Source organism: Sphingobium sp. ba1 (assembly GCF_000743655.1).
Classification (GTDB): domain Bacteria; phylum Pseudomonadota; class Alphaproteobacteria; order Sphingomonadales; family Sphingomonadaceae; genus Sphingobium.
The window spans coordinates 3,127,611-3,132,770 of record NZ_JPPQ01000069.1; the positions used below are offsets into that span (position 1 = coordinate 3,127,611).

The 5,160-nt window shown below is 59.6% G+C and carries 10 protein-coding genes; 6 read left to right on the forward strand and 4 right to left on the reverse strand.

Annotated elements, in window-relative coordinates; all coding sequences use genetic code 11:
- The first annotated feature begins 66 nt into the window (after positions 1-66).
- The 6 genes from IL54_RS18390 (at position 67) to IL54_RS18415 (ending at position 3,763) form a co-directional block, all read left to right on the forward strand.
- Entirely contained in the window at positions 67-1,461 is a 1,395-nt protein-coding gene (locus tag IL54_RS18390; RefSeq protein ID WP_037477571.1) for a hypothetical protein, read from the forward strand.
- The gene (locus tag IL54_RS18395) at positions 1,462-2,214 is read left to right on the forward strand and encodes a hypothetical protein (RefSeq protein WP_037477573.1); all 753 of its coding nucleotides are present in this window, start codon (positions 1,462-1,464) and stop codon (positions 2,212-2,214) included.
- Positions 2,215-2,216: 2 nt separating this feature from the next.
- Positions 2,217-2,576, forward strand: coding sequence for a hypothetical protein (locus tag IL54_RS18400; RefSeq protein ID WP_037477575.1), 360 nt, complete (start codon positions 2,217-2,219; stop codon positions 2,574-2,576).
- Positions 2,576-3,169, forward strand: a complete 594-nt coding sequence (locus tag IL54_RS18405) for a hypothetical protein (protein ID WP_037477577.1) — start codon at positions 2,576-2,578, stop codon at positions 3,167-3,169. Before IL54_RS18400 ends, IL54_RS18405 begins: the two co-directional genes overlap by 1 nt.
- A complete protein-coding gene (locus IL54_RS18410) occupies positions 3,166-3,354 on the forward strand; it encodes a Pam3-gp28 family putative phage holin (RefSeq protein ID WP_037477579.1) in 189 nt (62 codons plus the stop codon). Before IL54_RS18405 ends, IL54_RS18410 begins: the two co-directional genes overlap by 4 nt.
- Before the next feature lie 100 nt (positions 3,355-3,454).
- Positions 3,455-3,763: a hypothetical protein gene (locus tag IL54_RS18415; RefSeq protein ID WP_037477581.1), complete on the forward strand. Its 309-nt coding sequence runs from the start codon at positions 3,455-3,457 to the stop codon at positions 3,761-3,763.
- A gap of 141 nt (positions 3,764-3,904) precedes the next feature.
- Here the strand turns inward: IL54_RS18415 and IL54_RS18420 are convergent, their stop codons facing one another.
- The 4 genes from IL54_RS18420 to IL54_RS18435 all read right to left on the reverse strand — a co-directional run bounded on the left by IL54_RS18420 (position 3,905) and on the right by IL54_RS18435 (position 5,042).
- Entirely contained in the window at positions 3,905-4,105 is a 201-nt protein-coding gene (locus tag IL54_RS18420; protein WP_037477583.1) for a helix-turn-helix transcriptional regulator, read from the reverse strand.
- 1 nt (position 4,106) lies between these two features.
- Positions 4,107-4,310, reverse strand: coding sequence for a hypothetical protein (locus IL54_RS18425; protein ID WP_037477585.1), 204 nt, complete (start codon positions 4,308-4,310; stop codon positions 4,107-4,109).
- A gap of 229 nt (positions 4,311-4,539) precedes the next feature.
- Positions 4,540-4,734 carry a hypothetical protein gene (locus tag IL54_RS18430; protein WP_037477587.1) on the reverse strand — a complete coding sequence of 65 codons (195 nt, stop codon included), beginning with the start codon at positions 4,732-4,734 and terminating at the stop codon, positions 4,540-4,542.
- Entirely contained in the window at positions 4,731-5,042 is a 312-nt protein-coding gene (locus tag IL54_RS18435; protein ID WP_037477590.1) for a hypothetical protein, read from the reverse strand. Before IL54_RS18435 ends, IL54_RS18430 begins: the two co-directional genes overlap by 4 nt.
- Positions 5,043-5,160: the final 118 nt, after the last annotated feature.

Genomic DNA, 5,160 nt, shown 5'->3' on the forward strand with positions numbered 1-5,160 from the left:
CTGGGCGTCGAAAGCGAGGACGTTGCCGCGCTAGAGTCAGTCTATGCGGCGCGTGATGCTGCAAACGTGGCCTATGCGGCAGCAGGCTCGAATGACCTGATGCCGATGGTGCAGGGCATCGTGCGCGGCAAGGTCAATATCATCCTGACCTATGGCCAGTCGCCGGACCGGTCATCGCGCGGCTATCCGCCACTCACCACCACGCAACCCAGCTATTCGGACGAGCATGTCTATTCTTTAGGGCAAGCATGTCGCCCGACCAATTCTTTTAGCACCACCTATGGACCTCTGACCTCCAGCGCGATCTATCCGCTGCGCGCGGTCTCGCACAACGACGCTGGAACCATACTGGACAGCGCCGCGCTCGAAGCGCTTGGCCCTGATGCTTCGATCCCCGGCGAAGGCTCGGCGATCAGCGCGACTTATTGGCTGCGGCAGCAATGGCTCGCGTCGGTAGGGCTGGAAGAGGACGCGACCACGCCATTCATCCTGCTTTCTTGCGGTGTTGGCGGGCAATCGCTGGCATCCTTGAGCAAAGGTGCATCGCCCGAATATTACAACCGGATCATCAGCGGCCTGACACAAATTCGCGATCATGCGACCTTCGCGGGAAAAGAATTTAGCGTCGCGCTGATCAAATACACGCAGGGCGAGCAGGACTATGCCGATGGAACGGGCGGCGACCATCCTGACGTGGCTAGCTACATGGCGGGCGTCCAGCAGCTTCGTGATGACATAAACGCGGACATTGAGGCGATTTTTGCCAACGGCCAGAAGCCGCCTGCGTTCTTTATTTCGCAAACTAGCGGACGGTTGATGACAACCAGTTCGACCAACCTACATGTAGGAACTGCGCAACTTCGACTGGTTACAGAGGTGGACGGTTTTTTCCCCGTCACCCCGAATTTTCCAGTGGTCAATGTCACCAGCGCGCATCCCGACAACAACGGCTATCGCTGGCTAGGCCAGTATGAGGGGCGCGCTTGGTCGCAAGTTCTCGTCCATGGTCGCCGCCCCAATATCGTCTATCCGCGTCGCGCCACATGGGAGGCCGCAACGGGCGAGGTGATCATTGATCTTTGCTCAACCGGCGGGCCTGTTGTTTCTGGCCAGCCATGGGACGGCTTTACGCAAGTGGACCTCGATGATTTCGGGATCAGTGCAAAGGTCGGCGCAGACACGGTTGATCTCGAAAATGTGCGGTTGGTCGGCGCGATGACGATCGCTGCGATGCCAGCGGGAGCGCTGTTGGACCCCCCCCTCGTCCAGTTTGGCACTAAGCCCAATAGCAATGGATATATTTGCCTGCGCTGCCCCTCGCGGCAAGTAGCGCCGGAAGTCTACACCTTCATCCCTGACGCCGGTCAAGACCCGGCTGCGAACATCCCGGCGCTGATCGGAAAACCCTATAATCTGGACGATTGGTGCTGGGCCGCGTCCATCCAAGCGGAGGAAATCTAAATGGTCGATCTCATCAATGCGAACGCCGACGCCTTCGCCTATGCGCGCGTCATCCGCCCTCCGGTAACGTCCGGCCTGGAGTTCTGGAATTATTACGGAGGGGCAAGCGATCCGCGTCGGAATATGGTGCGCGGAAAACCAGCGGCCATCGTTCGGGGCGATCCTTCCGCCGATGGTGGCGACTTCTATATCCGCTGCGAGGGGATGATCGACTATATCCAGACGGCGGCTGCCGCGTCGGAGCAATTTACCCTTATCGCAGTTGCAAAGCCAGTGATGCCCGATGCTGGCAATGCACCGATCATTTCCAACACCAACTCTATTTCGCAGACCGGCATAGTGACAACCGGGGCGGGGATTTACTTCAACGATGCTGTCGAAGGCAATAATCTCATGCGCCTCACCGCACAGCAGGCAGGCAACAACGCCGGTGCGAACACAGTGGTTTTTGCATCTACGGCTGAATTTGATGCTTCGGTTGCTGGCGCACAGATGCATGTTGGTTGGTGCGAAGCTGATGGCAGGCGTCGCGCGAAGATCATGGGCACCACTTTGGCCGGGAGCACGCCAAGCGCCCTACCGGCAATGCTGGGGCAACCATACCGCATCGGTTCGCAATATAACGCGGGGTCGGATGGCATCGTGGATATCTATGCAGCGATCATCTACTCGCGCGCGCTCTCCGATGCTGAATTGGCCACGGTCTATGACTTCGTGCGGACCTTCTACGCGCGTCGCGGCATCACGATCTAGCCATGACCGACGAACCAACCACCGCGCAATGGCTGCTGGGAGGTGGGGGCCTTGTCGCGTGCGGCGCTGGCCTGAAATGGCTGCTGGAATGGTGGGGCAAGCGCGACGAGCGCCGACAGGAGCGCCTCTCGCGGGCCAACAGGGAAGAATCGGAAAAGGTGCAGACACTGAACGTCAGGCTGGATCTGCTCGAAGAAAAGATGAGCCGCCTCACCATCGCGGTCAACATCCTGATCGCCAAGGAATTTCGACAGGAGCCAAACAGCCCGGAGTTGCAGCAGGTGCGCGCGATCTTGGGCGATGCGTTTCCAATCCACCTCCATGTGCCTGCCGACATGGAAGAGAAGCTGGGGAAATTGTGATGACCGCCATAGAAGATGACGCCTTCGTCCGCCTGTTTCAGGAGCGCACCGGCCTAACGCCGGTTGATGGCTGGGCAGGCCGCGACACGATCGCCATGCTCGACAAGCTGGCGCCTCCGAAGCCTGCGCGAAGCGATGGGATGCCGGAGGATTACTGGCCGATGCTGGCCAAGATCGAAAGCGGCAACCAGCCTTATATCCAGGCGGCATCGTCCAGCGCGTCGGGCCTCTACCAGTTCATCCGGTCCACATGGATCGGCGAAGGTGGAAAATGGGGGCCAACGCTGCGGCCGGCGTTCGGCGGGTTGCGTCCATCGGAAGCGGAGCAGCTTGCCCGCGCCAAGTCATTCACCGCGAAGAACGCTGCCTATCTGCGCTCCCGTGGCGTGCCCATCAACAAGGCGACGCTCTATGCCGCGCACTTCCTTGGGCCGGTTACTGCCGGGGCGATCCTTGCCGCTCCCCTGACTGCCCGCGCCGACACGCTGGCCGGTGCAGCGGCGACCAAGGCAAACCCCTCGATCCTTTCCGGCAAGACCGTGGGCGACTTCGTTGATTGGCTGGAACGCAAGACGGGAGACAGGGCGAAATGAGCGACGTAACGACAACCCAAATCGCGGCTGGCGTTCGCCAGATCGTGCTTATCATCGGCGGCTATGCGATCGGCAAAGGCTGGCTGGACGGCGATACGGTCGAAATGTTGGGTGCCGTGGCCTTGGTCGCTGTCCCGCTCATCTGGGGGCAGATCAAGACCCGGCACATGGCGCAAAAGCCATGATCGCCATCGCCACCGCAATAGGATCCGGCTTCATCCTGGGCGCGGCAACCGTGGTGGGCCTGATCGTCATCGCCGCATGTGCAATCTGGAAGGATATACGATGAAGCCTGCAACATTCGCCCCGGCCTACGCTGCAATGTATCCTGCGCTAACCGAAATTGCGCGCCAGCATGGATATGCGATGGCGGTCCACGGGTCCATGGCGCGCGACTTCGATGTGGCCTGCATTCCTTGGATAGAAACCCCGTCCGAGCCTAAGGCCGTAGTAGCCGCCATTTGCGCTGAGTTCGCTATTCGGCAGATCGGTGAGCCGGAAACCAAGCATCATGGCAGGCTGGTATACACGCTCAGCGTCGAGTTCGGCGATTGCTTCATTGACCTGTCGTTTATGCCGATTCAGCAGCCATGATCCGCCTCATCCCCCTACTCCTGCTCACCGGCTGCGCAACCATGCGCGACCATGCCACCTGCGCCAATGCGTGAACGGCGCTGCGGATTGCTGAGCAGGCGGCAGCGAATTTTTGTCCGGCTCCGTTGCTGGCGCGGTAGGCTACAGCCGGTCGAGGCAAGCAACCAGCACGCGGGACATGGACGATACGCCTCCGCTATCCTCCCACTTTTCGACTGTGCGCGGCGGAACGCCCCAGGATTCAGCAAGCGCGCGTTGCGTCATCCCATGACGGGCGCGATAGTCTCGCACCGCGTCGGCAAGGCTGCGATCGACGTTGGCGCGGTTCGGGTGGTTGGTCATTTCAGTTCAGCGGCGCGGGTCGATGGGAAACCAGATTGACATCATCTTCGAACAGATCAACCGTGTTCTGGTATGGGCCTGCGCGGTCATAGTAGCGGACCTTGTAAGCGAGGCGTCCAGTCGTTTGGCAGCGCGTGCTACCCTCGATCGTGCAGGTGCCTTTGATACCGGCGACGGTAGCGATTGCATATTGTGCCATCTTCATTCTCCGCCCCTGATCAGCCGAGGCGCGCTTTCGACCTGCTGGGCCGATGCACATCATATATACGCAGATTAGCGTATGTGCAAGGGGGATTGTTGGTGGTGCGATTATTTTTGGGGATTAGGTGACGCGGCCTATCAGGAATCCTCACGGGCATCCTCATCTGCGTTGACCGCACATGCTGCAAACCAAGCCGCGTCGGTAGGACTATGCACCACTCCCGCCCACCAAATCAACCACCCTCATTCTCCTTTGCGATGGCTGCGGCAACCTCATCAAGAGCCTGCACGTAATGACTGCACCGTGACCTTTCCCGTCGATGCAACCTGACATCTTTTGCCCGCGCTTCATACTTGATACGCATTCGCAAGATGACGTTGCCCGCTTCCACCCGCGCCGCCAAGTCGTTCAAAATATCAGCGGTCATGATTGGGGTTCCTTCTTCATGATGGATATGCGCAGGGTGGTGATATCGAATCCGCGCGCTTCCAGTTCATCGACCAAGGATGGTTCGTAATCATAGCCGGGGCCAGGGAACTTAGGGCGAAGCGTCTTTTCGGTGATGGCGTGCATCATCAGGCTGGCAGTGCATCTCATGTCAGTGCCCGGCCCCCAAGCGACGCAAAGGTCTGGGTTGTTATAGCGGTCGGGTCGCCCATAGACGATCTTGATTTCGCCCGCCTTGGCAGTCGGTGTCCTGTAGCGTTTGGCTTTGCGCTTTGCCCCATCAACCATGCGTCTTCTCCAGGTAGGCTCTGAGGGTGAGGCCGAGAGGGGTGAGGCGGTCGGATTTGAGCGTTAGGAACTGCGCGATACCGGCTGGCCATGGATCGCTTGTCACGGCCACGGTCAT